This is a genomic window from Pontivivens ytuae, from assembly GCF_015679265.1.
Classification (GTDB): Bacteria; Pseudomonadota; Alphaproteobacteria; order Rhodobacterales; family Rhodobacteraceae; genus Pontivivens; species Pontivivens ytuae.
Map to the genome: position 1 here is coordinate 3759076 of NZ_CP064942.1, position 22566 is coordinate 3781641.

Below are 22566 nucleotides of genomic sequence, written 5' to 3' on the forward strand. Positions count from 1 at the left end.
TAAGGCGAACGCGGAAAACTCTTCTTCAGCCGGCTATACATCGGGCACTCTACTTGTAGGTCACGGCACGCACGGCATCGATCACCTCCTGGGTGGTCGTGAGCGCGAGCTTTTCGAGATTGGCGGCATAGGGCATCGGAACGTCCTTGCCGGTGCAGCTCAGCACCGGCGCGTCGAGATAGTCGAACGCCTCGGCCATGATCGTCGCCGCGATGTGGTTGGACATGGACGCGACCGGGAAGCCTTCCTCCACCGTCACGCAGCGGTTGGTCTTCTTCACCGAGCCGATGACCGTCGCCATGTCGAGGGGGCGCAAGCTGCGCAGGTCGATGACCTCCGCCGAGATCCCCATCTCCTTCAGCGCATCCGCCGCCTCCATCACGTAGGTCATGCCGATGCCCCAGCTCACGAGGGTCACGTCGGTGCCCTCGCGCCAGATCTTCGCCTTGCCGAGCGGGATGGTGAAGTCGTCGAGCTCCGGCACGTCGAAGGTCTTGCCGTAGAGGATCTCGTTTTCCAAGAAGACCACCGGGTTCGGATCGCGGATCGCCGATTTCAGCAGGCCCTTCGCATCGGCCGCCGAGTAGGGCTGGACGACCTTGAGGCCCGGAATGGACGCATACCACGCCGCGTAGTCCTGGCTGTGCTGGGCTGCCACCCGCGCCGCCGCACCGTTGGGGCCGCGGAAGGTGATCGGGCAGCCCATCTGGCCGCCGGACATGTAGAGCGTCTTGGCGGCGGAGTTGATGATCTGGTCGATCGCCTGCATGGCGAAGTTGAAGGTCATGAACTCCACGATCGGGTTCAGCCCGCCAAAGGCAGCCCCCACGCCGACGCCGGTGAAGCCGTGCTCGGTGATCGGGGTGTCGATGACGCGCTTCGCGCCGAACTCGTCGAGCAGGCCCTGGCTGATCTTGTAGGCGCCCTGGTACTCGGCCACTTCCTCACCCATCAGGAACACCGTCTCGTCGCGGCGCATCTCCTCGGCCATCGCGTCGCGCAGCGCCTCGCGCACGGTCTGCGACTTGAAGCTGGTGCCCTCGGGCACATCCGGTTCGGGCGTCGGGGGCACATCGGCGGCGGGCACCGCGGAAGCAGGAACGCTCGCATGCTCGACCTCTGCCGGCGCATCGGCCTGCGGGGCAGGGGCTTCCGCCGGGGCGGCACCGTTCGCCTTGATGTCATCGGCGCTCTCGCCGTCCTCCAGCAGCACGGCGATCGGCGTGTTCACCTTCACGCCCTCACTGCCCTCGGCCACGAGGATCTTGCCGACGACGCCCTCGTCGACGGCCTCGAACTCCATGGTGGCCTTGTCGGTCTCGATCTCCGCGATCACGTCGCCGGAGGAGACCTCGTCGCCTTCCTTCACGTTCCACTTTGCCAGCGTGCCTTCCTCCATCGTCGGGGAAAGGGCGGGCATCAGGATTTCGGTTGCCATGTCAGATTGCTCCCATGGTCGGACGGGTGCGGCGGGCGGACGGGCCGGCACCCGGAAAAAGGGGAATACCGCCGCAGCCTGTGCGGCGCACGCAGAGGGAGCCGGTCATCAGGCCGGCTCGTCCTGCGGGATCGTTTCGGCGTAGATGTCGGTGTAGAGCTCTTCGAGCGCGGGCTCCGGGCTGTCCTGGGAGAACTGCGCCGCCTCGTTGACGATGCCCTTGATCTCCTTGTCGACGTCCTTGAGCTCGTCCTCCGTGGCGTGCTTGCCGGTCAGCAGGAGCTGCTTGACGTGCTCGATCGCGTCGCGCTCCTCCCGCATCTTCTGCACCTCCTCGCGGGTGCGGTACTTCGCCGGGTCCGACATGGAGTGGCCGCGGTAGCGGTAGGTCTTGATCTCCAGGATGTAGGGGCCCTTGCCCGCGCGGCAGTGGGACACGGCCTTCTCGCCCGCCTCCTTCACCGCGAGCACGTCCATGCCATCCACTTCCTCGCCCGCGATGCCGAAGGCGGCACCCCGCTCCCAGTAGCTCGCGGACTTGGTGCCGCGCTTCACGGACGTGCCCATGGCGTACTGGTTGTTCTCGATGACGAAGATGCAGGGCAGCTCCCAGAGGGCGGCCATGTTGTAGGTCTCGTAGACCTGGCCCTGGTTGGCCGCACCGTCCCCGAAATAGGTGAAGCAGACCGTGTCCTCGCCCCGGTACTTGTTGGCGAAGGCGAGGCCCGCGCCGATCGGCACCTGCGCGCCGACGATGCCGTGGCCGCCGTAGAACTTCTTCTCTTCCGAGAACATGTGCATCGAGCCGCCCTTGCCCTTGGAGTAGCCGCCCTCGCGGCCCGTGAGCTCGGCCATCACGCCCTTGGGATCCATACCGCAGGCGAGCATGTGCCCGTGGTCGCGGTAGGAGGTGACACGGCTGTCGCCCTCCTTCGCCGCCGCTTCCAGGCCCACCACCACGGCTTCCTGTCCGATGTAGAGGTGGCAGAACCCGCCGATCAGGCCCATGCCGTAGAGCTGGCCGGCCTTCTCCTCGAACCGGCGGATCAGGAGCATGTCGCGGTAATATTGAAGCAGGTCTTCCTTCGACGCATTCGGCTTCTTCGCCGCAGTCTTGCGGGTCGCCATTCCGTACCTCCCCAGGTCGTTCAATATCAAACTATCCGCAGTCTAACGCCGCGTCACGACGATTGCACCCCCGCAAATGACGGAGCGGCATTCGCCCTGTGCAAGGCAGGTAGAGCGTTTTGTAAGGCTATCGAATGACGATTTCGTCCGGGCGGGCATAGCCCAGGACGTGCCGCGCCCGCTCGTCGAGCAGGTCGAGGTCGAGGAAATCGTCCGACAGGCGGCGCGTGCGGTTGGTGAGCCCCGCCGCCTCATCCTGCAGGCGGGCAAGCGTCACTTCGAGGTCGCGCGCCTCCTGCTCCACCTCGATCAGACGGCCCATGCCGTGATTTCCCTGGAGCGCCGCATAGGCGAAATAGACGATCAGCGTGAGCACCGCGAAGGAGAGCACCGCGTCGCCCAGGGCGCGCGCCGGAAACCGGGCGGTGATCGTGCGAAGCAAGGTCATCGGGGGCTCAACTCTGCTGCTCATCCGGCCTCTCCGGGCCAGTGACATGACTATGCCAGAAGTGATTCGCCCTGTGAATCCCCTCAATGGCGAAAATAGGGCCGGGCGTGCAACCCGGCCCCGAATTGTCACACCGCGCCCTGCACTTGTGACCAGGCACTCGCATTCTGCTCCAGATGCGCCAGGCTGGTCGTGCCGGGGATGACCACGATGTTGGGTGCGCGCTCCAGCAGCCAGGCGAGGGCCGCCACCGGCTCCAGCGCCGCGCCGTGCTTCATCGGATGCGCGCCGAGCGGGCCATAGGGGATGAAGGCGATGCCGCGCTCGGCGGTGTAGTCCACCAGCGCCTCATGCGCCCGCTCCGCACTGTTGAGCCGATTCTGTACGCTCGCCACCGGCCCGACGGCGAGCGCGCGGTCGAGCGTCTCGCGATCCACGTTGGACAGGCCGATATGGCGGATCAGCCCGTCGTCGCGCGCCTGCACCAGCGCCTCCATCGAGGTCTCGACGGGCACCTCCGGGTCGATCCAGTGAAGCTGGAACAGGTCGATCACGTCCCGGCGCAGGTTCACCCGCGCGTCCTCGATCTGCTGGCGCAGTGTGGCGGGCGAGGCGTCGCGTTTCATGCGGTCGGGCGCGAACTTGTCGATCCCGCCCTTGGTGGCGAGCACCACGTCACGCTCCGCCAGCGCCTCGCCCAGCAGCCGGTCGGCATGTTGCGGTCCATAGGCCCTTGCACTGTCGAAGAAATTCACGCCCAGATCCGCCGCGCGGGTCAGGAGCGCCTTGCCGCCCTCCCAATCGGGATAAGGGCCGAAATTGCCCGGCTGGCCCGTCAGGCGCATCGCGCCGAAGCCGATCCGGTCGATGGTCAGGTCGCCGCCAAGCTTGAAGGTCCGGTCCATGGTCTTTCTCCTCTCATCCGGCATCATCGCCGTTGGAGGAGATATGCGGGCCGAGCGGTTCCTTCTGTAGTGCGTGTTGTAGCCATTCTGCTATACGTCTGACGTATGAGCCAGCCCACCGACCGCCTCACCCTGCTTGCCACCTTCGCCCGCATCGCGGAGCGGGGCTCGATCTCCGCCGCTGCGCGCGATCTCGGCATCACGCAGGCCACGGCCTCGCGCCACCTGCAGGATCTAGAGGCACGGCTCGGCACGCCGCTCGCCCGTCGCACAACCCATTCCCTCGCCCTGACCGGGGAGGGGGAGGCGGTGCTGGCCGAGGCGCGCGCTCTGCTGGCGGGGTGGGAGGCGCTGGTCGAGCGCCACGCCCAGGATGAGATACGCGGCCGCCTCTCGGTCGTCGCCCCGGTCGCGCTCGGCCAGACCGTGCTCACTGATATCGCGGTGGAGTTGGCGCGAACTCACCCGGCCCTGCGCATCGACTGGCGGCTGGAGGACGCGCCGGTCCGCCTCGCTGAGCTCGGCAGCGATTGCTGGATCCGCGTCGGCCCGGTTCCCGACGACACCCTCGTCGTGCGCTCGCTGGGGCAGGTCGAACGGCTGCTGGTCGCCGCCCCCGACCTATCCGGACCCCTACAGCACCCAAAGGCAGCGGAAACCCTGCCGCTCCTCGCCCTCGATCCCTTCGAAGGGGGCCGCATCGCCCTCATGAACGGCGCGCAAAGGCAGGAGATCGCGCCGCCCGTCACCTTCTCCACCAACAATATCGCCGCCCTGCACCGCGTCGCGCTCAGCGGCGCGGGCATCGCGGTGCTGCCCTATTGGTACGTGGCCGATGACCTTCAGGCCGGCCGCCTCATCGACCTGCTGCCCGACTGGCGCGCGGCGGAGCTCACGGTCAACGTGGCATTCCCACCGGGCGCCCAACGGCTCCGCCGTCTCGCCGTCTTTCTAGATGCGGTGGAGGCAGGTCTGCCGAAAACGCCGGGGATCAGCGCGCCCGGATGAACAACTCCGCATAACCCGTCGCGGGATCCAGAGCGCGGGAGAAGGCGAAGGCGTCCGTCAGCCCCAGCACCGCCTCCGCCGTCGTGCGGACCAAAGCGCCGGGCATCAGATGGCCGCCGGTCACACGGCCCTCCGCATCCGCCACGGTCAGGTGCAGGTGGGGGCCGTCGGTGCTTAGCGTGCCCGACAGCGCCACGATCTCCAGCGGCCCGGGCACCTCGACCGCATCGTCCCGATCGGCGAAGCGCAACGGCGCCACCGTCAGGCTGCCTACGCACGCGGCGACGAAACCCGCCGCCGCGCCGCTCTCGTCAAAGGCCTCACACAGCGCGGACCGTAGCTCCGTCCCAGGCGAGAGGCGCAGCGCAAGATGCCGCACCGCCCCGGCCGGAGCCTCGGCCCGCTGCAAGATCAGGCCTTGCCCTTGTAGATGTCGATCAGCTTGCCGAGCATATCCAGCGCCTCGCCCCGCTCGCGCTGGAACGTGTTGCGCCCGATGATCGAGCCGTTGCCGCCGCCGTCGCGGATCGCACGCGCGTCGTCGTAGACGCTGTCCGCGCCCTTCTTCGATCCGCCGGAGAAGACGATCAGCCGCCGCCCGTTGAAGGAGGACTTCACGCAGTCCGCCACGCGCGCCGCCTGGGTGGAGATGTCGATCCCCTCGGCCTCGTAGACCTTTTTCGCCTCGGGCAGCATCAGGTGGTCGGTCGAGAGCTTCACCTTGATGATATGCGCGCCGAGCAGGGCGGCGATGTGGGCGGCATAGGCCGCAATGTCGATCGCCGTCTCGCCGTCCTTGGTGATCGCCTCGCCGCGCGGGTAGGACCAGATCACGGTGGCGAGGCCGCAGGCCGCCGCCTCGCGCCGCATCTCCACGATCTCCTCGAACATGTCGAGCGCCGCGTCGGAGCCTGGATAGATCGTGAAGCCGATGGCCGAGCAGCCGAGGCGCAGCGCATCGTCCACGCTCGCCGTCACCGCCTGGTTCTTTCCGGCCGTATCGCTCATCAGCGAGTTGGCGGAGTTCACCTTGAGGATCGTCGGGACCTGGCCCGCAAAGGTATCGGCCCCGGCCTCCAGCGGCCCGAGCGGCGCGGCATAGGCGCTCAGCCCCGCATCGATGGCGAGCTGGTAGTGGTAGTGCGGGTCATAGGCGTCCGGGTTCGGGGCGAAGGACCGCGCCGGACCGTGCTCGAAGCCCTGGTCCACCGGCAGGATGATCATCTTGCCGGTGCCGCCGAGCTTGCCCTGCATGAGCATGCGGCACAGCTGTGCCTTCACGCCGGGTGTCTCGCCTTCGTAGTTCGCAAGGATGTTGCGGACGGTGCGGGTCGCTTTCATGGAAATGTCCTCTGGCATGAGAAGGATGCCAAGGGCTTACCGCGCCGCAACAAAGCCGGTCAACCTTTCGCCTCAGTGCAACCGGTTTGAATCAACCTTAACGCGAGAGAAGGCGTTGTGCGATCGCCGCACTTACCCGCGCCGGGACCAGTTTCGAGAAGGCGACCGTGATCTTGTTGTCCGCACCGGGCACCACGACGGTCTTGCGGGTGATGGCCCCGGACCAGCCCGCTTCGGCGACCGATTTCGCACTCGGCAGCTTGCGCATTTTGACGATGGTGGCGTCGCCCATGTCAGCGTCGTTGAAGAAGTTGGACTCCGTCGCGCCGGGGCAGAGTGCGGTGATCGAGACACCGGTCTTGTCTAGCTCCGCATCCACCGCGTGGCTCAGGCTCAGCACGTAGGACTTCGTCGCGTGGTAGACGGCCATGCCGGGGCCAGGGGTGAAGGCCGCGACCGAGGCGACGTTGAGGATCCGCCCGTCGCCGCGCTCGACCATGCCCGGTATCGCGAGCTTCATCAGTTCGGTGAGCGCCGTCACGTTCACATCGATCGAGGTGAGCTCGCGCGGCCATTCCCCGTCGGCGAAGGGTCCGTTGCGCCCCAGTCCCGCATTATTCACAAGAATGTCGACGGTCCGGCCCGCCGTCGCCGCCTCCCACAGCTTCGCCGCCCCGTCGCGCGCGGCGAGATCCGCCTCGATCGCCACCGCCTGCACCCCGTATTGCTGCGTCAGCTCATCGGCCAGCGCGTCGAGCTTCTCCTTCGAGCGGGCGGCGACGATCACGTTGCGCCGGGACTTTGCAGCACAGCGGGCAAGCTCCTTGCCGATGCCTTCGGAGGCGCCGGTGACGAGAGTCCAGGTGGTGTCGGTCATGGGGTGTTCCTTCCCTTAAGAGACGTGTGTCGCTTATGAAAAGGCCCCGCAGGCGCATAGGGGCCCTGCGACCCGCGACGTTCCGCCACGGTCGCAGGGCTGTCATATGGCATGGATCAGGCGCTGTGCAACGCCGCGACGCCGGGCAGGGTCTTGCCCTCCAGCCATTCGAGGAACGCACCCCCGGCCGAGGAGACATAGGTAAAGTGATCCGCGGCCCCGGCCGTATTAAGGGCCGCCACGGTGTCACCGCCCCCCGCGACGGAGACGAGGCGCCCGGCCCGCGTCAGTTCCGCCGCGGCAAGGGCGGCCGCCTTGGTCGCCGCGTGGAACGGCTCGATCTCGAACGCGCCGAGGGGCCCGTTCCAGACCAGCGCCTTCGCCTGACCGAAGAGCTCGGCCACGGCCCGCGTCGTGTCCGGCCCCGCATCGAGGATCATCGCATCGGGCGGGCAGGCATCGGCAGCGACCGTCTCGCTCGCCGCGCCTGCCTTGAACTCGCGCGCGACCACGACGTCGGTCGGCAGGTGGAGGGTGCAGCCCGAGCCCTCGGCCTTCGCCATGATCTCTTTGGCCGTGCCGGTCATCTCGTGCTCGCAGAGCGACTTGCCCACGTCGATGCCTTGGGCGGCCAGGAACGTGTTCGCCATGCCGCCGCCGATCACGATGTGATCCATCCGCCCGATCAGGTTGCCCAGAAGGTCGAGCTTGGTGGAGACCTTGGCGCCGCCCACCACCGCCACCACCGGGCGCGGCGGATCGGCGAGCACGCCTTCGAGTGCCCTGAGTTCCTCCTCCATCAGCCGCCCGGCGCAGGCGGGCAGGTGATGCGCCAACCCCTCGGTCGAAGCGTGCGCCCGGTGCGCGGCCGAGAACGCGTCGTTGCAGTAGACGTCGCCCGCCGCGGCCATCCGCTTCGCGAACTCCGCATCGTTCGCCTCCTCCTCCGGATGGTAGCGGGTGTTCTCGCAGAGCAGCACCGCGCCCTCCGGCAACTCCGCCAGCGCCTCGCTCACCGGCGCGCCAACGCAATCCGAGGCGTAGCGCACCTCTGCGCCCAGCGCCTCAGCCAGCGGCCCGACCAGCGGCTCCAGGCTCATCTCCGCCACGCGCTTGCCCTTGGGCCGGCCGAAATGCGCCAGCAGCACCGGACGACCGCCCTTGGCCAGCATGTCCCGCACCGTCGGCACGATCCGCTCGATCCGCGTCGCGTCGGTCACGCGGCCGTCCTGCATCGGCACGTTGAGGTCCACGCGGGTCAGCACGACCTTGCCGCCAAGGTCCATGTCGTCGAGGGTCTTCCAGCTCATGCCGAGGGCCTTTCCATGTCAGCGCCAGAACGCCATCCAGGTCATGATGCGCCACAACAGGCGCATCGCCTCGACCCAGAGGTCCCAGCCGAAATAGAGATAATCCGCGAGAAACACGGCGAGGATGATCCCGCCGATCCACAGCGCGATGGTGGTGTTCATGCGCCTCCTCCGTCCCTCGCGAATGCCTTCCTAGGGCAGCGGGACGCGCCTGTCACCAAAAGCCGTCAGATGCAGTCGGGGGCGATGCCCTCCGGATGGCCGAGCAGGTTGAAGTCGAGGATCACGCTCTCGCCCACCCTGATGAAGCGGCTGATCCGGCCTTGGCCGATCTCGAAATCCGCCATCGGGATCTCCACCTCGCCGCGGGCGCGCAGGCAGTTTCCGGGCCGGGTGAGGACGAAGCGCGGCCGGATCTCCCGCGTGATGCCCTTCACAGTGAGCTGAGCCACGCCCTCCCACTCCGTCCGGGTCACGGGGATCAGCCGGTCGAGGGTGAGGAAGGCCTGCGGGTGGCCGACCGTGTCGAACCAGCCCTCGGTCTTGGCAAAGGCCGTGCGCACGAAATCGGCGAGTTCGACCTCCGAGGTCGTGACGGTCACCTCGACCTGCGTCTCCGCCGGGCGGGCCGCGTCGAACTCCGCCGTGCCCGCAAAGGCCGGGAAGCGCCCGCGATAGGGCTCCTCATTCTCGAAATAGGTGAACCCGATCTCGCTGGGCCCTTCGAGCAGCAACCAGGTGTCCGCCCGAACGGGCAGGGCGGCGATCAGGGCGAGGGCGGCGATGGTGGCGTGGCGCATCATGCGCATGTAAGCGCCAGCGCCCCGCCGTCATCGCCGGTCGCGCGGGCGTGATCGCTCCGCTCAGCTCGGTGAGCGGACCCGCGCCACGGCCCGGATCTCGACGACCGCCCCGGCAGATGCAAGGCCCGCCACCCCCAGCGCCGTCCACGCAGGATAAGGCGGTGCCACATACTCGTTTCGGACCCGGCGAAACAGGTCGATCTGCGCCGCGATGTCGACGTGGTAGCTCGTCATCTCGATGAGATCGGCCCAGATGCAGCTCGCCTCCGCGAGCACCAGCCCCACCTGATCGAAGGCGGTGCGCATCTGCGTCTCCGGATCCGGCGACATGCTGCCGTCGAGCGCCACCCCGCTGAAGCCGGTCATCACGAGGCGGCCGCCGTCGATGACGCCCGGCGCCATGCGCCAGCTCTCGTAGAGCGGCCGCATGGCGGGGGGCACGACGACACGCATGGGATCAGAGCAGGTCGCGGACCTGCTGGGCCACGGCCTCCGGCGTGATGCCGAAATGCTGGAATAGATCGCCCGCCGGGGCCGAAGCGCCGAAGCCCTGCATGCCGACAAAGCCCGCCTTGTTCCAGCGCCCGCGCTCACCGCAGAGCCACTGGTCCCAGCCCTGCCGCACGCCCGCCTCGACCACGACACGCACCGGGCCCGCGGGCAGCACGCGCTTGCGATAGGCCTCGTCCTGCTGGGCGAAGAGCTCCCAGGACGGCATGGAGACGACGCGCACGCCGATCCCCTCGTTCTCCAGGATCCGCCGCGCCTCCAGCGCCACATGCACTTCGGAGCCGGAGGCGAGCAGGATCGCCATCCGCTTGCCCTGCGCCTCGGCCAGCACGTAGGCGCCCTGGGCCGTCAGGTTCTTCGTCTTGTGCTCCGTGCGCACCAGCGGCAGGCCCTGCCGGGTCAGCGCCAGCGTCGAGGGGCCGTCGGCCTGCACCGCAAGTTCCCACGCCTCCGCCGTCTCAACCGTGTCGGCGGGGCGGAACACTGTCATGCCGGGCATCGCGCGCAGGCTCGCCACATGCTCCACCGGCTGGTGCGTCGGGCCATCCTCGCCCAGCCCGATGGAATCGTGCGTCATCACATAGACCACCCGCTGGCCCATCAGGGCCGAGAGCCGCATCGCCGGCCGCGCGTAGTCGGAGAAGACGAGGAACGTCCCGCCGTACGGCAGCACGCCGCCATGCAGCGCCATGCCGTTCATCGCGGCAGCCATTCCGTGCTCCCGGATGCCGTAGCTCACGTGCCGACCCTTGCGGTTGTCCTCGTCGAAGGCGCCCAGATCCGCCGTCAGCGTGTTGTTGGAGCCGGTCAGGTCCGCCGAGCCGCCGATCGTCTCGGGCAGCACGTCGTTTATGACGCCCAGCACCATCTCGGAGCTCTTTCGCGTCGCGACCTTCTTCGCCTCTTCGGTCGCGGTCTGCTTGAAGCGCTTGATCGCGGCCGATAGCTTCTTCGGGACCTCGCCGGTCATCTGGCGGGTGAACTCGCGCTGGCGGCTGTCGGAGAGGGTGGCGAAACGCGCCTCCCATTCCTGCCGCTCGACCGCACCGCGATTGCCGATGGAGCGCCACTCGGCCAGCAGGTCGGCCGGGATCTCGAACGGCGCGTGCGGCCAGTCATAGGCCTTGCGCGTATCGGCGATGAGCTGGTCGTCGGTCAGCGCGCCGTGCCCCTTCGCCGTGTCCTGCGCGGCGGAGCCGATGGCGATATGCGTCTTGCACGCGATCATCGAGGGCAGGGGGCTTTGCTTCGCCTGCCGGATCGCCTCGTCGATCGCTTCCGGATCATGCCCGTCGCAGGAGAAGACGGACCAGCCCGACGCCTCGAACCGCGCCATCTGGTCGGTCACGTCGGAAATCGAGACCTTGCCGTCGATGGTGATGCCGTTGTCGTCCCACAGCACGATCAGCTTGCCGAGCTTCTGCTTGCCCGCCAGCCCGATCGCCTCCTGGCTGACACCCTCCATCAGGCAGCCGTCGCCGGCGATCACGTAGGTGTGGTGATCCACCACCTTCTTGCCGTAGCGGGCGCGCAGGGACTCCTCGGCAATCGCGAAGCCCACCGAGTTCGCGATGCCCTGGCCGAGCGGCCCGGTCGTCGTCTCGATCCCCTTCGCGTGCCCGAACTCCGGATGCCCCGCCGTGCGCGCACCGAGCTGGCGAAAGTTCCGGATCTCCTCCAGCGAGATATCGGCATAGCCCGTCAGGTACATCAGCGCGTAGAGCAGCATCGAGCCGTGGCCCGCCGACAGGATGAACCGGTCGCGGTCGGCCCAATCCGGCGCGCTCGCATCGAACTTCAGATGCTTCTCGAACAACACGGTCGCGACATCGGCCATGCCCATGGGCATCCCCGAATGCCCCGAGTTTGCGGCCTTGACCGCGTCGAGCGCCAGCACGCGGATCGCGGTGGCACGGTTCCAGTGGTCGGGATGGCGGGCGCGCAGGTCGTCGATGGTCACGGGGATCTCGCAAGGCTGGAAAACGGTTGCGCCCTGATAACACCGCTTCTTGCCGGGTCAAGCGATCTGGGGCGCCGGCCGCGCCCGATACGTCCGAAAACGCTTCGGAACACCTGCAATCTCACCACTGGCGCCGCCGCGGTCCTCTCGTTAGAATCGCATCATAAAAAAACGAAGCGAACTGTAGGCACATGCAGGAGCATCGAGGCAGATGAGCGAGATAGAAGACCTGGAAGGCCGCATCGCCCGCGCGATGGGCCGGATCGAGGCGGCGTTGGCTGCCCAGAAACCCGCCGAGGGCGCCGATCCCGTCGCCCTGCGCCGGTTGGAGCGCGTGAACGTCGCCCTGCGCGGCCAGCTCAAGGACATGGAACTGAAGCGCGAGGCCGACATCGCCCAGCTCGACGGCCTGATCGCCGAGCTGCGGCCCCTGGTGGAGGAGGCGGAGCATGGCTGAGCTCGACCTGAACATCGGCGGCCGCATCTTCCGCGTCGCCTGCGCCGACGGTGAGGAGCGTCAGCTCGAGGCCGCCGCCGCCCTGATCGGCCGCGAGGCGAACAACCTGCAGGCCGCCATCGGCCAGGTGCCCGAAAGCCGGATGCTCCTGATGTCCTCCCTGATGCTCGGCGACCGCCACATCGCGCTGGAGGGCGAGCTGCGGGCCGCGCAGGAGAAGATCCGCGCATTGGAAGCCCGCGCCGAACGGGCGGAGGCCGAGGCCGTGCGCCCGGCCGAGCCCACCGACCCGCAGCCCGGCCTCTTCGCCCCCGATCCCGCCCCGGCGATCGAGGCGCTGGCCCGCACCGCCGATCAGCTCGAAGCGCTGGCCGACGTGCTGGAGGCTCAGGCGCAATGAGCGTCACCGTCTACGGGCTGCCCTCCTGCACGACGGTCCGCAAGTCCCTGAAATGGCTGGAAGGGGAGGGGATCGCCCACGATTTCGTCCCCTTCGCCCAGGTCGAGGACCTGCCCGCCGCCATCCGGCGCTGGATGGACGCGGCGGGCAAGGACACCGTGATGAACGCCCGCGCCGCCACCTTCCGCGCACTGCCCGAGGCGGATCAGGCCGCGATGCAGGCCGATGTGGACGTGGCCATCACCCGCATGGCCGAAGACCCGCGCCTCATCAAACGCCCGGTGCTTGAGGCCGGCGGCACCGTGCTCACCGGCTTCAAGGAACCCGACTGGCGCGCGGCCCTCGCCTGACGCGGGCAGGATGCCGATCGCAGTGCAACCGTCACAACGCCACGCTTCGCCCTAAATGCCGGTGTCGGGGGGGGGGGGGCGGTCGCGGCCCTTCGACGTCCAACGAGGGGTCATGAAGCCAAGCTATCCCCATCTCGTTTTCGGCGGCGGCGGCACGCGGTGCTTCTGGCATGGCGGGTTCCTGACGACCATCGCGCCGTCTCTCCCGCCGACCGAGGCGATCTCCGCCGTGTCGGGCGGCGCGCTCTCGGCCCTCGCCCATGTCACGGGGCAGGAGGAGCGGTTGCTCGCCCTTATGTCCCGCGCCTTTCGCGAGGCCAAGCGCAACGGCGGCAACATCAGCCTCCAGCGCTGGCTGTCCGACGGCGACCTTCTGGTCCACCAGGACCTCTACCGCGCGGTCGTCATGGACCTGATGTCCGCCCCATCCGCCGTCGCGGCCGTGGCCGAGGGGCCTGCTTTCACTGTCCATCTCGCCCGCCCCGGCCTGCTCGGCATCGTGCCGACCATGCTCGCCTACGCTATCGAGGTTCCCTTGCGCGGCACGCCTCATGTCCGCTTCGCCTCCGCCCTCGGCGCGAGGCCGCTCGCCGTGGACGCCAGGCAGGCGGCGCGCGACGGGCGGATCGTGGATCTGACGGTTGCTGCCGCCTCCAGCCGCCCGGTCTTCGCGGCACAGCAGTGGGATGGCGCCGTGGTCATGGATGGCGGCGTCCTCGACAACGCGCCCTGCGCCGACCGCGGCCCGCAGCTCGTCCTCGTCACGCGGCCCTACCGCAACCTGCCGACCGTGGCGGGCCGCACCTACGCCGCGCCGTCCCGCAAGATCGAGACCTTCAAGCTCGACTTCACCGACGCCGACGGCATCGCCGCCGCCTGGTCGCTCGGGGAAGAAGACGGCCGAGCCTGGCTTGATGACCTGCATGTGGCCGGCCGCGCATGAGCCTATCAGCCTGCCGTCAGGGTTGACTTGACATGCGGGCGACCCAAGTCAGGATTATCCTGACAGATGGGAGGCGAAACAATGCCAAGATCGAAAGGGAGAGGAGGCGCCCACGCGGACGACGGGTTCCATTGCGCCTTTTGCGGCCTCGACAATACGTCGGTCGGCAAGATGATCGCCGGTCCCGGCGTGGCGATCTGCGACCGGTGCGTCGATGCGTGCAACGCCATCATCGCGCGAAATCCCGGCTCCGACGCACCATCCGAGAGGGGAGACGAGGCGGAGAGCGCGCCCTTCGGCGCCTGGTCCAGGCTGCCGGATGACGTCCTGCTCTCAACCGTGCGCCGGACCGACCGGATGATCCATTCCATCCGGTCCATCCTGCGAGACCAGGTCGCCGTTCTGCGGGACCGCGGCGTCAGTTGGAGCGATATCGGCCGGGAGCTCGGCATCAGCCGCCAGTCTGCGCACGAGCGGTTCGCATCGAGCAGGACGGACCGATCCTGAGGGGCCGCTCTTCGGCTCCAGTCCATATCAGCCGTCCGGCTTATCCCAGACCGAGACATGGCTGCGGCTGGTGGCGGTGAAGGGCGCGCGGCTCCAATCGGCCCATCGCGCCTTCGGCCGTAATCCCGCGAGCTCTGCCATCAGGTCGAGCTCGGCGGGCCAGACATAGCGCATGGGCAGCGCGCGGCGCTCGACCCCGCCATCGCGCAGGAAGACGTGATGCGACACGAAGTTCTGGCTCACCACGTCGATCTCGTCGATGCCCCAATGCGCGTCGCTCCGCGCGAAGGCCAGCCGCGTCTCGCCCGGCGGCAGGTGCTGGAGCGGCGGCACGCCGACCTCCACCACGAAGCACCCGCCCGGCTCGAGATGCGCCGCAGCGTTGCGGAAGCACGCGACCTGTGCCGCCTGCGTCGTCAGGTTGTTGATGGTGTTGAAGGCGAGGTAGACCAGCGCGAACCGCCCCTCGATCCGCACCGTCGTCATGTCGCCGATCGCGACAGGGATCGACGCGCCGCCGGGCTTTGCCCGCAGCCGTGCGACCATGGCCCGCGACAGCTCGATCCCCTCGACCGCGACCCCGGTTCGGGCGAGCGGCAGGGCGAGCCGCCCGGTCCCGATCGCGAATTCCAGCGCCGGTCCGCTGCCCGCAAGTTCGGCCAGCAGGGCGACCGCCGCCTCGACCTCGGCCGCATCGCCGGGGTGCTCCGCGTCGTAGCGCGCGGCCACGCCCTCATCGAACAAACTGTCGCCCGGCATCGCTCCGCCTCCAGCCCCGATCGCCCCATGCAGTAGCGCAGACCGGGCGGCAGGTGTGTGAGACTTCCATGACGTCCACGGTCCCCAGGACGCCAAACGGCTCCGCCTCATGGAAGCGGAGCCGTCGGAAAGTAGCGTGGTCCGGACGGGCCGGACGCGCCCTCAGGCCGTCTTGTTCGCCTCGCGCACCCGCTCGGCCGCTTCCTTGTCGAAGGAAACGCCGTTCTCCTCCAGCAGCGTGTCGAGCTCGCCGGACAGCACCATCTCGGTCACGATATCGCAGCCGCCCACGAACTCGCCCTTCACGTAGAGCTGCGGGATCGTCGGCCAGTCGGAGTAGTCCTTGATCCCCTGCCGCACGCTCTCGTCGGCCAGCACGTTCACGTCCTTGTAGTCGATGCCCATGTAGTTGAGCACGCCCGCCACGCGGGAGGAGAAGCCGCATTGCGGCATCTGGCTCGTGCCCTTCATGAACAGCACCACGTCGTTGCCCTTCACGTCGGCGTCGATGATGTCATGTGCCGGATTGCTCATGTCCCGGACTCCTTCTCGCTCCGCGTGCCCTCGGCCCGCTGTTTCTGTTCGATCTGCCGCCGCATGTAGTCGCTGGCCCGCTCGATGTCACCATGTCCCAGCGGATTGCCGAAGCTCGTGTGCACGTCGCGGAAATCCCCCTCGTTCATGTCGAAGGTCTCGGCGAGCGACCGGCGCTTGGGCTTGCGGATCAGCGTCTCGACGATCGCGGCCACCACGACGAGGCAGATGACCCCGCCGATTGCCGCAAGAAGGTAGAGGGTGCCCTCGCTCATCGTCAGTTCCCCGGACCGTAGGTGTCGTCATTCCGACGGCGATGCGCCTGGACACTCGGTCGGTTCACATCGGGCGACCAGCGGTAATTGCCCGGTTTCTTCCGGCGCAAAAGCCGGTGCGCCGCCGTCTCGATCGCCCGCTCCACATGGCCGCGCTGTCCGAGGCCTCCGCTCGGGCCGCTGAACTCGTGCCGCCCCCGGGTTTCGCGAAACGCCTCCTCGGCCCGCTCGGGCTGCGAAGGCGTCCCGTCCGGCCTGCTGTCGAAGCGGTTCGCGAGGCTGCGCCGCCGTGGCGGCCGGGTGATGGCCTCGTAGAGCATGATCCCCACCACGCCGATGAAGAAGAGGGCGGCAAGAACGATACCGATCCAGAACCCGAGGGGGGTCATGCGACAGCCCTCCTGCGCGGCATCACGACCGCGATCCGCATCACAGCCTCCCGGTCCACGAGCGGCTCATCGCACCGTTGAGCCGCTGTGCACGCGCATTCACCCGGTTCGTCTCCTCCACGATCTCCATATCGATCGCTTCGAGACCCAGCGCGCGATCTCGCCTCGGTGTCCTGAAGAGCAGCCACAGGTTCAGCACCAGCAGCGTCAGCGCGATGACGGGGATGGCCACCAGAAACACCGTCACCGACATCAGGCGGGCACCTTGGTGGTCAGCGCCAGCGCGTGCAGCTCGCCATGCGAGCCGTCCATCTTGCCCTTGAGTGCCGCATAGACCGCCTGGTGCTGCTTCACGCGAGTGAGCCCGCGGAACTCCTCGGCGACCACGGTGGCGGCGTAGTGATTGCCGTCCCCGGCGAGATCCTTGATCTCGACCTCGGCGGTGGGAAAGGCCTCGCGGATCATCTTCTCGATCTCGTGCGCTTCCATGGCCATGGCGTGTCTCCCTATCTTGTATTCGAGTCTAGGCAGGCGGGGCCGGGGTCGCAAGGGCGCGCCACTCGCTGGCGAGGATCGCCATGATGACGAGATCCGCCCGGTCGCCGGTGCGCCGCGCCCAGGCCTCCTTGAGCAGACCCTCCTCGCGGAACCCCGCCTTGGCATAGGCCGCCCGCGCCCGCGGATTGTCCGCCGCGACATCGAGCCACAGCCGGTGCGTGCCGCGCTCGAAGACTCGCTCCATCAGGGCCGAAAGCACCTTCTGCCCGGTGCCGCGCCCGACCTCAGCCACCACGATCCGCCGCAGCTCCGTATTGCGGGAGCCGGAGCGCAAGCCGGCAAGCAGGATGAAGGCCGCGGGCCCGTCCTCCTCCCAGATCAGGAGCTCCGTGTCGGCCCCCGCGATATAGCCGCGCAGCGCCTCGATCGTGTCGGCGGCGACGAGAGCCTCCAGCTCCGGCCGGGCCTGCTGGTCCTGGATGAAGGGGAAATCCGCTGCGGTCGCCGTCCTGAGCATCGTCTTCTCTGTCCAAATATCCACGGGGTGAACTGGTCCGGCCGGGGCAGGAGGAGCGGGCGCCCCTCAGCCGAAGAGCCGGGGCAGGGCGCCCTCGCTTGCCTCCCGAAGTGCGGTGAGCGGCACCTCCGCCGTGCCCAGCACCAGCGCGTCGCCGCCCGCGCGGCCGACCTCGACCGCCGGAATGCCGGCCGCCTGCGCCATCGCGATCAGCACGCCCGCATCCGTGGTCGCCAGAAGGTAGCGCGCCTGGTCCTCGCCGAACCACCACTCGGTGCCAGAGCCCTCCAGCACCAGCCCGCTGCCGCCCGCCAGCGCCATCTCCGCCGCCGCGAGCGCGAGGCCTCCGTCCGACAGGTCGTGCGCCGCCGTCACCAGCCCCTCGCGATGGGCTGCGCGCACCAGCTCGCCATGCGCCTGTTCGTCCATCAGATCGACGGAGGGGGCATCGCCGTCCTCCCGTCCGAAGAGCTCGGCGAGGACCGCCGATTGCCCCAGATGCCCGCCGGTCGCGCCGATCAGCACCAGCGCGTCCCCGGCCCGCGGCGCGGTCGGGATCACCTCGTCGAGGCTTGCGAGCAGCCCCACCGCGCCGATCGTCGGCGTCGGCAGGATCGCCGCCCCGTCCGTCTCGTTATAGAGGCTCACGTTTCCGCTCACGATCGGCATGTCGAGCGCCTTGCACGCCAGCCCGATCCCCCGGATGCAGCCGACGAACTGGCCCATGATCTCCGGCTTCTCCGGGTTGCCGAAGTTGAGATTGTCCGTCGTGGCCAATGGCTTCGCGCCCGTGGCCGACAGGTTGCGATAGGCCTCGGCCACCGCCTGCGCGCCGCCCCGCTCGGGGTTCGCGCGGCAATAGCGCGGGGTCACGTCGGCGGTGAAGGCGAGCGCCTTGTCGGTGCCGTGCACTCGCACGATCCCGGCGTCGGAGCCCGGCACCCGGACCGTATCGGCCATCACGGTCGTGTCGTATTGCTCCCAGACCCAGGCGCGGGAGCCGTAGTTGGGCGAGCCGACCAGCTTCAGCAGAGCGTCCGCCACGTCCACCTCCGGCACCTCACCCAGCTCCGCCGCTGCGGGTGTCTCGACCCAGGGGCGATCGTACTCCGGGGCCTCGCCGGACAGCGCCTTCAGCGGCAGGTCCGCCTTCACCTCGCCGTTCAGCAGGATCAGAAACCGGTCCTCGGCAATGGTCTCGCCCACGATGGCGAAGTCAAGGTCCCACTTGTCGAACACCGCCTTCGCCTCGGCTTCCTTCTCGGGCCGCAGCACCATGAGCATCCGCTCCTGGCTCTCGCTCAGCATCATCTCGTAGGCGCTCATGTTCTCTTCGCGGACCGGCACCTTTTCGAGGTCCAGCCGCACGCCCAGATCGCCCTTGTCGCCCATCTCCACGGCGGAGCAGGTGAGGCCCGCGGCGCCCATATCCTGGATGGAAATGACCGCACCCGTCGCCATCAGTTCCAGGCACGCCTCCATCAGCCGCTTCTCGGTGAAGGGATCGCCCACCTGCACGGTGGGGCGCTTTTCCTCGATGCTCTCGTCGAACTCGGCGGAGGCCATGGTGGCCCCGCCCACACCGTCGCGCCCCGTCTTCGCGCCGAGATAGACCACCGGCATGCCGACGCCGGAGGCCGCGGAGTAGAAGATCCCGTCCGCCTCCGCGAGCCCCGCTGCGAAGGCGTTCACCAGGCAGTTCCCGTCATATGCCGTGTGAAATCGCAGCTCGCCGCCCACCGTCGGTACGCCGAACGCGTTGCCGTAGCCACCGATCCCCTCGACCACGCCGTTCACGAGGCTTTTCGTCTTCGGATGATCCACCCGCCCGAAGCTGAGCGCATTCATTGCCGCGATGGGCCGCGCGCCCATGGTGAAGACGTCACGCAGGATACCGCCCACGCCGGTCGCGGCCCCCTGGTAGGGCTCGATATAGGAGGGGTGGTTGTGGCTCTCCATCTTGAAGACCACCGCCAACCTTTTTCCATCGGGGCCGTCGCCGATATCGACCACGCCCGCATTCTCACCGGGTCCGCAGATCACCTGCGGCCCCTCGGTCGGCAGCGTGCGCAGCCATTTTTTGGAGGATTTGTAGGAGCAGTGCTCGTTCCACATCGCCGAGAAGATGCCGAGCTCGGTAAAGGTCGGCTCCCGGCCCAAGAGCCCCAGGATGCGATCGTACTCGTCGGGCTTTAGCCCGTGCGCGGCGATCAGGTCAGGGGTGATGGCGGGCTCTTGGATCATTCGGGGCCTCGGCTCTCAAGCGCGGTGATTGCCGCCTTGTAGAGGGGGGGAGGCCCCGAAAACAAGTCACCTGCGCGCCTTCTCCTGCCGGCGTTGCCAGCGCTTGCGCGAGACGGGGATCAGGGTGCGGTCCAGCGGATCGGTGCGGGTGGCGATCCGGAAGGTATCTGAAAGCAGGTATAGCATGTTGCGGCTCCTTCATGCATCGTCATCATGCGCTCAATATGGCCATGAAGCGCCGTGAAGCCGACTCAGAACGATTTGCAACATATAAGCTGAGCTTTCAGATGGACTACCTCCCGCCCCTTGCCGCCCTCCGCGCCTTCGAGGTCACGGCCCGCCATGCGAGCTTTTCCTCCGCCGCGCGGGAGCTCAACGTGACCCATGCCGCCGTCAGCCAGCAGGTCCGCGCGCTGGAGCGGGAGATCGGCCTGCCGCTGGTGGTGCGCGCAGGAAGGGGGCTGTCGCTGACCGATGCGGGGGCGCAGCTCGCCCGGGAGCTCACCGACGGCTTCGGCACGATCCGCGCGGGCGTGGAGCGGTTGCGGCAGGACGCGGCCGACCTGCCGGTGCGCATCACGCTGACGCCGACCTTTGCCTCCGACTGGTTCATGCCGCGCCTCGCGGCTTTCCGCGCCGACAATTCCGGGGTGGAGCTGTCGCTCAACCCATCCGTCGATCTGGTGGACCTGACGGCGGGCACCCACGACTTCGCAATCCGCTTTGGCAAGGGGGATTGGCCGGGGCTGGAGTCGACCCTGCTGATGCCAAGTTCAGTTGTCGTCTGTGCAGCGCCCGAGATGGTGCCGGACTGGTCGCCGGACCGGCTGGAGGATCTCTACGACCTGCCATGGTTCGAGGAGCCGTCGCCGGAGGAGCAGGACAGCTGGCTGATCGCCATGGGACTCGACCTGAAGGCCAGGCGCAACGTGACCGAGCTGCCGGGCCACATGACGCTCGCGGCCCTGCGCGGCGGGCAGGGCGTCGTCTCCTCCGCCCGCCTGTTCGTGGAGGACGACATCGCGGCGGGCCGCGTCGCGGTGCTGTGGGAGGATGACCTGCCGGGCCGCGGCTACCACATCGTCCACCGCCTGGGCCCGCAGCGCCCGGCGGTGGCGCAAACGATCCGGTGGCTGCGGAGGCAGGTTGGATGAGCGCTGTGAACAATCCTCCCGCACGGCGGCACCGCCGGGCCGCGCCCGACCTCCCCCAGGAGGGCGCGATGGCGATGTCGAAAGCAGAAGGCACGGCGTGAATGCTTGAAGGCGCGGACCTATCAACCCCACCCCGCAAGCGCCCTCCAGGTCGGGCGCGGCCCTCATCGCTCTGAAACGGAGGGCCTCCCGAACAAAAAAAAGGGCCGAGCTACGAGAGCTCGGCCGAAGTCCAACAGGGAGGTATCAAGACCGACAGGAAGCAGCGTTTCCGCTACACGTCTGCCTGTCTTGACAGCCTACGTAGGCGGCACGTCTGACGAAGACAAGTAAAACCGGACGTCTCATCGCGCATAGCTGACATGGTGTGTGCGCATAGCCTCACTCGGCAGCGGCGGCCGCCGCGCGCAACCCGCGCTTGTATGCGGCGATTTCCTCCAGCACGAACTCGCGAAACGCGGCCACCCGTTTGGAATGGCGCAGCTCTTCGGGGTAGGCGAGATAGACCGGCACCACGGCGCTCGCTTGCGCGGGGACCACGTTGATCAGATCGTCGCGCTCGACGGCGATGTAGTCGGGCAGAGCGCCGATGCCCAGGCCATGGATCACCGTCTGCAGCACCCCGAAATAGTTGTTCACGGTCAGGTGGCTCGCGTGATCCGCATCGAGGAAGGGCCGCAGCCACGCCTGACCCGCGGCCACCTGCGGCGCGTCGGGCGCATGCCCGATGATCCGGTGGCGCATCAGCTCCTCGGAGGTGTCGGGCCGGCCGTGCTTCTCGATATAGGTGTCGGAAGCATAGAACCGCATCCGCACGTCCATCAGGCGGCGGCGGATCAGATCGGCCTGGCTCGGCTCCTTCAGCCGGATCGCCACGTCGGCCTCGCGCATCGGCAGGTCGACCACCCGCTCGTCGAGCATCAGGTTGATCTTGAGGTTCGGATACTGGTCGTAGAGCCGCTTCAGCCGCGGGGCGAGCCACAGCGTCCCGAAGCCGGTCGTCGTCGTGACCCGCAGCTCGCCGAAGACCTCGTCCTCGCTGTCGCGGATCCGCGCGGTCGCTGCGGCCAGCCGCTTGGCCATGTCGCGGGTGGCGGAATAGAGCAGTTCCCCCTGTTCGGTGAGGATCAGCCCGCGCGCATGCCGGTGGAATAGGGTGACGTTCAGCGACTCCTCCAGCCCCCGGATCTGGCGGCTGACGGCGGACTGGCTGAGATGCAGCGTGTCACCCGCGTGGGTCAGGCTCCCCACGTCGGCAACGGCATGAAATATGCGAAGCTTGTCCCAGTCCATCACGGTCTCCCGGCCGATTTGACGGGACGATACAGGAACGAGAGCGGAGCGCGAAGCCGTCAGGCGGCTTGGCGGTCCACTTTCTCAAGGGGCGGGCTCAGCGCCAGCGGCTGCCCCAATGCTCGATCTCCTCGAGCGCCGGACGCAGTTCGCGTCCTTTCTCTGTCACCCGGTACTCAAGGCGCCGCGCGCCCTCGTGCACCGGCTTCTTCACCAGGATGCCCATCTCCACCAGACGGCGGAGGCGGGTCGAAAGGATGTTACGGGCAACCCCGAGCTGACGTTGGTAATCATCGAAGCGACTGATGCCGTTCAACGAGGCCCAGATGATCAGCAGCGTCCAGCGGTCCCCGATCTGTTCCAGAGCCGGAGCTCGGGCCAGTTCGTCTGTCTTCGTCACGTTCGACACGGTGGTCCACCTTTCGTTCACTCCGGGAGCAATTGAGACGCACTCCCGACGGCTCTAGCGTACCCTCTCCATCGCAGGTTCGCTTTAAAATTCGTCAACATCAAGTGTC

General features: G+C 68.0%; 29 protein-coding genes. 7 read left to right on the top strand and 22 right to left on the bottom strand.

Going from position 1 to position 22566, the window contains the following annotated elements:
- Positions 1 to 49: 49 nt before the first annotated feature.
- The 4 genes from I0K15_RS18690 to I0K15_RS18705 all read right to left on the bottom strand — a co-directional run bounded on the left by I0K15_RS18690 (position 50) and on the right by I0K15_RS18705 (position 3919).
- Entirely contained in the window at positions 50 to 1438 is a 1389-nt protein-coding gene (locus I0K15_RS18690) for a pyruvate dehydrogenase complex E1 component subunit beta (protein ID WP_196102989.1), read from the bottom strand.
- A gap of 108 nt (positions 1439 to 1546) precedes the next feature.
- A complete protein-coding gene (gene pdhA, locus I0K15_RS18695) occupies positions 1547 to 2566 on the bottom strand; it encodes a pyruvate dehydrogenase (acetyl-transferring) E1 component subunit alpha (RefSeq protein ID WP_196102990.1) in 1020 nt (339 codons plus the stop codon).
- Positions 2567 to 2693: 127 nt separating this feature from the next.
- The gene (locus I0K15_RS18700) at positions 2694 to 3014 is read right to left on the bottom strand and encodes an FtsB family cell division protein (protein ID WP_196102991.1); all 321 of its coding nucleotides are present in this window, start codon (positions 3012 to 3014) and stop codon (positions 2694 to 2696) included.
- 128 nt (positions 3015 to 3142) lie between these two features.
- Complete coding sequence (locus I0K15_RS18705; RefSeq protein WP_230374184.1) at positions 3143 to 3919, bottom strand: aldo/keto reductase; 777 nt, start codon at positions 3917 to 3919, stop codon at positions 3143 to 3145.
- 105 nt (positions 3920 to 4024) lie between these two features.
- Here I0K15_RS18705 and I0K15_RS18710 point away from each other — a divergent pair, with 105 nt between their 5' ends.
- Positions 4025 to 4927: a LysR family transcriptional regulator gene (locus I0K15_RS18710; RefSeq protein WP_196102992.1), complete on the top strand. Its 903-nt coding sequence runs from the start codon at positions 4025 to 4027 to the stop codon at positions 4925 to 4927.
- Here I0K15_RS18710 and I0K15_RS18715 read toward each other — a convergent pair.
- The 8 genes from I0K15_RS18715 to tkt form a co-directional block, all read right to left on the bottom strand.
- A complete protein-coding gene (locus I0K15_RS18715; RefSeq protein WP_230374185.1) occupies positions 4911 to 5336 on the bottom strand; it encodes a PPC domain-containing DNA-binding protein in 426 nt (141 codons plus the stop codon). The two genes, I0K15_RS18710 and I0K15_RS18715, sit on opposite strands and share 17 nt — an antisense overlap.
- 2 nt (positions 5337 to 5338) lie before the next feature.
- Entirely contained in the window at positions 5339 to 6268 is a 930-nt protein-coding gene (locus I0K15_RS18720; RefSeq protein WP_196102993.1) for a class I fructose-bisphosphate aldolase, read from the bottom strand.
- A 97-nt stretch (positions 6269 to 6365) separates the two neighbouring features.
- Entirely contained in the window at positions 6366 to 7145 is a 780-nt protein-coding gene (locus I0K15_RS18725) for an SDR family NAD(P)-dependent oxidoreductase (RefSeq protein WP_196102994.1), read from the bottom strand.
- Between the two features lie 116 nt (positions 7146 to 7261).
- A complete protein-coding gene (locus tag I0K15_RS18730; protein ID WP_196102995.1) occupies positions 7262 to 8455 on the bottom strand; it encodes a phosphoglycerate kinase in 1194 nt (397 codons plus the stop codon).
- Between the two features lie 18 nt (positions 8456 to 8473).
- Positions 8474 to 8617, bottom strand: coding sequence for a hypothetical protein (locus I0K15_RS18735; RefSeq protein WP_196102996.1), 144 nt, complete (start codon positions 8615 to 8617; stop codon positions 8474 to 8476).
- A 65-nt stretch (positions 8618 to 8682) separates the two neighbouring features.
- Complete coding sequence (locus tag I0K15_RS18740; protein WP_196102997.1) at positions 8683 to 9258, bottom strand: YceI family protein; 576 nt, start codon at positions 9256 to 9258, stop codon at positions 8683 to 8685.
- Positions 9259 to 9318: 60 nt separating this feature from the next.
- Positions 9319 to 9711 (bottom strand): RidA family protein, encoded by a 393-nt coding sequence (locus I0K15_RS18745; protein ID WP_196102998.1) that lies wholly within the window; start codon positions 9709 to 9711, stop codon positions 9319 to 9321.
- 4 nt (positions 9712 to 9715) lie between these two features.
- On the bottom strand, positions 9716 to 11728 hold the full coding sequence (tkt, locus tag I0K15_RS18750; protein ID WP_196102999.1) for a transketolase: 2013 nt from the start codon (positions 11726 to 11728) through the stop codon (positions 9716 to 9718).
- Positions 11729 to 11939: 211 nt separating this feature from the next.
- Between tkt and I0K15_RS18755 the strand changes: the two genes are divergently transcribed.
- The 5 genes from I0K15_RS18755 (at position 11940) to I0K15_RS18775 (ending at position 14385) form a co-directional block, all read left to right on the top strand.
- Positions 11940 to 12185, top strand: coding sequence for a hypothetical protein (locus I0K15_RS18755; protein ID WP_196103000.1), 246 nt, complete (start codon positions 11940 to 11942; stop codon positions 12183 to 12185).
- Entirely contained in the window at positions 12178 to 12585 is a 408-nt protein-coding gene (locus tag I0K15_RS18760) for a cell division protein ZapA (RefSeq protein ID WP_196103001.1), read from the top strand. Before I0K15_RS18755 ends, I0K15_RS18760 begins: the two co-directional genes overlap by 8 nt.
- Positions 12582 to 12935 carry an ArsC/Spx/MgsR family protein gene (locus I0K15_RS18765; RefSeq protein ID WP_196103002.1) on the top strand — a complete coding sequence of 118 codons (354 nt, stop codon included), beginning with the start codon at positions 12582 to 12584 and terminating at the stop codon, positions 12933 to 12935. Before I0K15_RS18760 ends, I0K15_RS18765 begins: the two co-directional genes overlap by 4 nt.
- A gap of 112 nt (positions 12936 to 13047) precedes the next feature.
- Positions 13048 to 13878: a patatin-like phospholipase family protein gene (locus I0K15_RS18770; RefSeq protein WP_196103003.1), complete on the top strand. Its 831-nt coding sequence runs from the start codon at positions 13048 to 13050 to the stop codon at positions 13876 to 13878.
- Positions 13879 to 13959: 81 nt separating this feature from the next.
- Positions 13960 to 14385: a ClpX C4-type zinc finger protein gene (locus I0K15_RS18775; protein WP_196103004.1), complete on the top strand. Its 426-nt coding sequence runs from the start codon at positions 13960 to 13962 to the stop codon at positions 14383 to 14385.
- 27 nt (positions 14386 to 14412) lie between these two features.
- Here I0K15_RS18775 and I0K15_RS18780 read toward each other — a convergent pair whose 3' ends face one another.
- The 8 genes from I0K15_RS18780 to purL form a co-directional block, all read right to left on the bottom strand.
- Positions 14413 to 15144: a class I SAM-dependent DNA methyltransferase gene (locus I0K15_RS18780; RefSeq protein WP_196103005.1), complete on the bottom strand. Its 732-nt coding sequence runs from the start codon at positions 15142 to 15144 to the stop codon at positions 14413 to 14415.
- Positions 15145 to 15306: 162 nt separating this feature from the next.
- A complete protein-coding gene (gene grxD / locus I0K15_RS18785) occupies positions 15307 to 15678 on the bottom strand; it encodes a Grx4 family monothiol glutaredoxin (protein ID WP_196103006.1) in 372 nt (123 codons plus the stop codon).
- Positions 15675 to 15953 carry a hypothetical protein gene (locus I0K15_RS18790; RefSeq protein ID WP_196103007.1) on the bottom strand — a complete coding sequence of 93 codons (279 nt, stop codon included), beginning with the start codon at positions 15951 to 15953 and terminating at the stop codon, positions 15675 to 15677. The genes grxD and I0K15_RS18790 overlap by 4 nt, the downstream gene beginning before the upstream one ends.
- Before the next feature lie 2 nt (positions 15954 to 15955).
- Positions 15956 to 16342 carry a hypothetical protein gene (locus I0K15_RS18795; protein ID WP_196103008.1) on the bottom strand — a complete coding sequence of 129 codons (387 nt, stop codon included), beginning with the start codon at positions 16340 to 16342 and terminating at the stop codon, positions 15956 to 15958.
- Positions 16343 to 16382: 40 nt separating this feature from the next.
- Complete coding sequence (locus tag I0K15_RS18800; RefSeq protein WP_196103009.1) at positions 16383 to 16595, bottom strand: hypothetical protein; 213 nt, start codon at positions 16593 to 16595, stop codon at positions 16383 to 16385.
- Complete coding sequence (locus tag I0K15_RS18805; RefSeq protein ID WP_196103010.1) at positions 16595 to 16837, bottom strand: BolA family protein; 243 nt, start codon at positions 16835 to 16837, stop codon at positions 16595 to 16597. The genes I0K15_RS18800 and I0K15_RS18805 overlap by 1 nt, the downstream gene beginning before the upstream one ends.
- Before the next feature lie 28 nt (positions 16838 to 16865).
- Positions 16866 to 17357, bottom strand: a complete 492-nt coding sequence (locus I0K15_RS18810) for a GNAT family N-acetyltransferase (RefSeq protein WP_196103011.1) — start codon at positions 17355 to 17357, stop codon at positions 16866 to 16868.
- A gap of 66 nt (positions 17358 to 17423) precedes the next feature.
- Positions 17424 to 19598, bottom strand: coding sequence for a phosphoribosylformylglycinamidine synthase subunit PurL (gene purL, locus I0K15_RS18815; RefSeq protein ID WP_196105531.1), 2175 nt, complete (start codon positions 19596 to 19598; stop codon positions 17424 to 17426).
- 290 nt (positions 19599 to 19888) lie between these two features.
- On the opposite strand from purL, the gene I0K15_RS18820 reads away from it, so the two are divergent.
- Positions 19889 to 20755: a LysR family transcriptional regulator gene (locus tag I0K15_RS18820; RefSeq protein WP_196103012.1), complete on the top strand. Its 867-nt coding sequence runs from the start codon at positions 19889 to 19891 to the stop codon at positions 20753 to 20755.
- 381 nt (positions 20756 to 21136) lie between these two features.
- Here I0K15_RS18820 and I0K15_RS18825 read toward each other — a convergent pair whose 3' ends face one another.
- Entirely contained in the window at positions 21137 to 22048 is a 912-nt protein-coding gene (locus tag I0K15_RS18825; RefSeq protein WP_196103013.1) for a LysR family transcriptional regulator, read from the bottom strand.
- Between the two features lie 97 nt (positions 22049 to 22145).
- Complete coding sequence (locus I0K15_RS18830) at positions 22146 to 22457, bottom strand: winged helix-turn-helix transcriptional regulator (RefSeq protein WP_196103014.1); 312 nt, start codon at positions 22455 to 22457, stop codon at positions 22146 to 22148.
- Positions 22458 to 22566: the final 109 nt, after the last annotated feature.

Bases quoted from the DNA above. Each gene is read 5' to 3' on its own strand.
- I0K15_RS18690 (WP_196102989.1), bottom strand. From the start codon at position 1,438: ATGGCAACCGAAATCCTGATGCCCGCCCTTTCCCCGACGATGGAGGAA.
- pdhA (WP_196102990.1), bottom strand. From the start codon at position 2,566: ATGGCGACCCGCAAGACTGCGGCGAAGAAGCCGAATGCGTCGAAGGAA.
- I0K15_RS18700 (WP_196102991.1), bottom strand. From the start codon at position 3,014: ATGACCTTGCTTCGCACGATCACCGCCCGGTTTCCGGCGCGCGCCCTG.
- I0K15_RS18705 (WP_230374184.1), bottom strand. From the start codon at position 3,919: ATGGACCGGACCTTCAAGCTTGGCGGCGACCTGACCATCGACCGGATC.
- I0K15_RS18710 (WP_196102992.1), top strand. From the start codon at position 4,025: ATGAGCCAGCCCACCGACCGCCTCACCCTGCTTGCCACCTTCGCCCGC.
- I0K15_RS18720 (WP_196102993.1), bottom strand. From the start codon at position 6,268: ATGAAAGCGACCCGCACCGTCCGCAACATCCTTGCGAACTACGAAGGC.
- I0K15_RS18725 (WP_196102994.1), bottom strand. From the start codon at position 7,145: ATGACCGACACCACCTGGACTCTCGTCACCGGCGCCTCCGAAGGCATC.
- I0K15_RS18730 (WP_196102995.1), bottom strand. From the start codon at position 8,455: ATGAGCTGGAAGACCCTCGACGACATGGACCTTGGCGGCAAGGTCGTG.
- I0K15_RS18735 (WP_196102996.1), bottom strand. From the start codon at position 8,617: ATGAACACCACCATCGCGCTGTGGATCGGCGGGATCATCCTCGCCGTG.
- I0K15_RS18740 (WP_196102997.1), bottom strand. From the start codon at position 9,258: ATGATGCGCCACGCCACCATCGCCGCCCTCGCCCTGATCGCCGCCCTG.
- I0K15_RS18745 (WP_196102998.1), bottom strand. From the start codon at position 9,711: ATGCGTGTCGTCGTGCCCCCCGCCATGCGGCCGCTCTACGAGAGCTGG.
- I0K15_RS18755 (WP_196103000.1), top strand. From the start codon at position 11,940: ATGAGCGAGATAGAAGACCTGGAAGGCCGCATCGCCCGCGCGATGGGC.
- I0K15_RS18760 (WP_196103001.1), top strand. From the start codon at position 12,178: ATGGCTGAGCTCGACCTGAACATCGGCGGCCGCATCTTCCGCGTCGCC.
- I0K15_RS18765 (WP_196103002.1), top strand. From the start codon at position 12,582: ATGAGCGTCACCGTCTACGGGCTGCCCTCCTGCACGACGGTCCGCAAG.
- I0K15_RS18770 (WP_196103003.1), top strand. From the start codon at position 13,048: ATGAAGCCAAGCTATCCCCATCTCGTTTTCGGCGGCGGCGGCACGCGG.
- I0K15_RS18775 (WP_196103004.1), top strand. From the start codon at position 13,960: ATGCCAAGATCGAAAGGGAGAGGAGGCGCCCACGCGGACGACGGGTTC.
- I0K15_RS18780 (WP_196103005.1), bottom strand. From the start codon at position 15,144: ATGCCGGGCGACAGTTTGTTCGATGAGGGCGTGGCCGCGCGCTACGAC.
- grxD (WP_196103006.1), bottom strand. From the start codon at position 15,678: ATGAGCAATCCGGCACATGACATCATCGACGCCGACGTGAAGGGCAAC.
- I0K15_RS18790 (WP_196103007.1), bottom strand. From the start codon at position 15,953: ATGAGCGAGGGCACCCTCTACCTTCTTGCGGCAATCGGCGGGGTCATC.
- I0K15_RS18795 (WP_196103008.1), bottom strand. From the start codon at position 16,342: ATGACCCCCCTCGGGTTCTGGATCGGTATCGTTCTTGCCGCCCTCTTC.
- I0K15_RS18800 (WP_196103009.1), bottom strand. From the start codon at position 16,595: ATGTCGGTGACGGTGTTTCTGGTGGCCATCCCCGTCATCGCGCTGACG.
- I0K15_RS18805 (WP_196103010.1), bottom strand. From the start codon at position 16,837: ATGGCCATGGAAGCGCACGAGATCGAGAAGATGATCCGCGAGGCCTTT.
- I0K15_RS18810 (WP_196103011.1), bottom strand. From the start codon at position 17,357: ATGCTCAGGACGGCGACCGCAGCGGATTTCCCCTTCATCCAGGACCAG.
- I0K15_RS18820 (WP_196103012.1), top strand. From the start codon at position 19,889: ATGGACTACCTCCCGCCCCTTGCCGCCCTCCGCGCCTTCGAGGTCACG.
- I0K15_RS18825 (WP_196103013.1), bottom strand. From the start codon at position 22,048: ATGGACTGGGACAAGCTTCGCATATTTCATGCCGTTGCCGACGTGGGG.